The sequence below is a fragment of the Corynebacterium evansiae genome (genome assembly GCF_027570065.1).
Taxonomy (GTDB): domain Bacteria; phylum Actinomycetota; class Actinomycetes; order Mycobacteriales; family Mycobacteriaceae; genus Corynebacterium; species Corynebacterium evansiae.
Genome location: NZ_JAKMUT010000017.1, coordinates 1 through 2,665, shown reverse-complemented (window position 1 = coordinate 2,665; position 2,665 = coordinate 1). Strand labels below are relative to the sequence as shown.

Here is a 2,665-nt window from a genome sequence, read left to right as displayed (position 1 = left end):
TGTTTCGCCCATGCCTTGCTCGAAACACTCCACCAGCTGTTCACGCTGCTGCTCATTCAGCGAACTTCGTGCTCTCAATGAAAACTACTCCCCACTAGTCGGTAACTGATTTCTCAGTCCAACTAATGGGGAGCAGTTCAGTAGCGGTTAACCGCTACGCTTCTTTTATGCTCTTCCTATGCCCCAACTTTGCAACAGCACCAATAAACTGGCGCCCCGGTTATAAGTTGGGGCGCCAAGTCGATGTGCTCGAGTCGGGGGATGTTAGTGGCCGGTGCCAAGCCGGCCAGACAGGCGGTTCAGCCGGTCCTGACTGGGACCGTCGAGCCCGATAATGGACACGGTTTTGCCTCTGTCCTGGAACTTCTGCGTAATCGCGTCAAAGGTCGCGACCGTGGAGGCATCCCAGATCTCCGCCTCAGTGAGATCAATAGTGATATGACGGGCAGAATCGGTGTAATCAAAGCGATAAACCAGGTCATTGCTTGATGCCCAAAACAACTGGCCATGCACCCGGTAGGTACGAGTATCAATCTCGCCATCGCCGTCGCCGTCGATCTCGGAGACCTTTTCAATGGAAGCGATATGTGCCATCCGACGGGCGAACATGATCATCGCGGTGACCACACCCAACACCACACCAATGGCCAGGTTGCTGGTGGCTAGGGTGGCAATAATCGTCACGGCCATAACAATGGTCTCAGAGACCGGCATGAGTTTAAGGGTGCGTGGATGCACCGAGTGCCAGTCGATGGTGCCGACCGAGACCATGATCATGATTGCCACCAGCGCAGCCATCGGGATCATGCCAACGATGTCGCCCAGTGCCAGGACCAGGACCAGCAGGAACACACCGGCTAACAGGGTGGATAGGCGGGTACGTGCCCCGGATTCGCGGACGTTGATCATGGTTTGACCGATCATCGCGCAGCCACCCATGCCGCCGAAGAAACCGGAGGCAATATTAGCCACCCCCTGTCCCCAGGATTCACGAGTTTTATCGGAATGAGTGTCGGTGATGTCATCGACGAGCTTGGCGGTCATCAACGATTCCATGAGACCGACCACGGCCATGGCCAGGGCATAAGGCGCGATGATCTGCAGGGTCTCCAACGTCCACGGCACGTTCGGAATAAACAGGGACGGTAAGGTCTCCGGCATCTTGCCCATGTCCGAGACCGTCGGGACAGTCAAACCGGCGGCAATGACCAAACCGGTGAGCACGATAATCGTGACCAGCGGGGCGGGGATCACACTGGTGAGCTTGGGGAAGAAAATCATGATCACCACACCCAAGCCGACGAGTGGGTAGACTATCCAAGGCACATCAATGAGGTGTTCGAGTTGGGCGGTGAAAATCATAATGCCCAGTGCATTGACGAAACCCAGCATCACCGATCGGGGGATAAAACGCTGAAGTTTCGCCACACCGAGGGCGCCGAGCACGATTTGTAGGACACCGCCCAACAGGACGGTGGCGATGAAATAATCCATCCCGTAACCACGCGCCACAGGAGCAATGACTAGGGCAATAGCCCCGGTGGCGCCGGTGATCATTGCCGGGCGGCCACCGGTAAAGGCGATCGCAATGGCCATGACTACCGAGGAAAACAGACCCATGGCTGGGTCAACACCGGCAAGGATGGAAAAGGCAATGGCCTCAGGGATCAGCGCCAGGGATACCGCCAGTCCGGCCAGAATCTCTATACGGATACGGGCGGGGGAAGAAAATGCGTAACGGAAGGATGCGATGATCCCGGTAGGGGCATCAGCGCCGTCTGGACTCAGGAGGGGGCGGGGGGCCGCCGTGCTAGTTTCAGTCATAGATGTCCAATCTTTGAGGGGATAGGTAACTGGGCGAACGCCCGAAAGGAATCCAACCCTCTAGTAACTTTAGGTTTGGTGATGGTGGTCATGGTAGCGGGAGTTTTACTCAACCGCCAACCCAGGCACAGGAACCCGTGGGCAACATCACCGTGAAGGAGAACAGGCAATGCAAAACAGTAATTTCAAGATCGGCGAGGTCGTTGACCAGACGGGGTTGTCGATTCCCACCTTGCGTTATTATGACAACGTCGGCCTGATTACCCCATCGGGGCGTAGCCCTGGTGGGTTCAGGCTTTATAGTGAGGCTGATGTACGTCGTGTTTTGCTGGTGCGACGGATGAAACCGCTGGGGTTTACTCTGGATCAGATGCGGGAATTCCTGGAAGCTGCGGAGATTCTTCATAGTTCAGATGGCGGGCAGGAAAGTGATACCGCACAGCAGGCACGGAGTAATGCCAAGGCCACCCTTGCCGACATTCGTGAGGAGACGCGCACCCGCTACGAAAAGCTACGCAAGCAAATTGCCTACGCTGAGGAATTCCTCGATCTGGTCAACACCCTGGCACCCTAAACTGCCCCCATCCTTCGCAGGGAGAAAAAGACCATCGTATTGAATGCGCTCTGTCGAATCGCGTTCCAGATGAAGTGGACGAACGCCCGCGGCCTCTCCGGAGTGGATGGCGATAGTACAGAGGACTTCTGAAATCCGTGCAGACGACTCCTCAAAACGACGCAGTCATCCAAGGTCACAAAATCGAAAATTGTCACTTAACCCCATCACTTCCAAACCGGCTTAAGTGACAAAATGCCATCGCTAAAGTCCCGATTTGAGTCCCAG

Annotated in this window: 2 protein-coding genes; one reads left to right on the top strand and one right to left on the bottom strand. The window is 55.8% G+C overall.

The annotated features are described in order from the left end of the window. Positions 1-264: 264 nt before the first annotated feature. Entirely contained in the window at positions 265-1,824 is a 1,560-nt protein-coding gene (locus L8V00_RS09930; RefSeq protein WP_034664651.1) for a SulP family inorganic anion transporter, read from the bottom strand. A 169-nt stretch (positions 1,825-1,993) separates the two neighbouring features. Between L8V00_RS09930 and L8V00_RS09925 the strand changes: the two genes are divergently transcribed. After that, entirely contained in the window at positions 1,994-2,398 is a 405-nt protein-coding gene (locus tag L8V00_RS09925) for a MerR family transcriptional regulator (RefSeq protein WP_034664654.1), read from the top strand. Positions 2,399-2,665 lie beyond the last annotated feature (267 nt).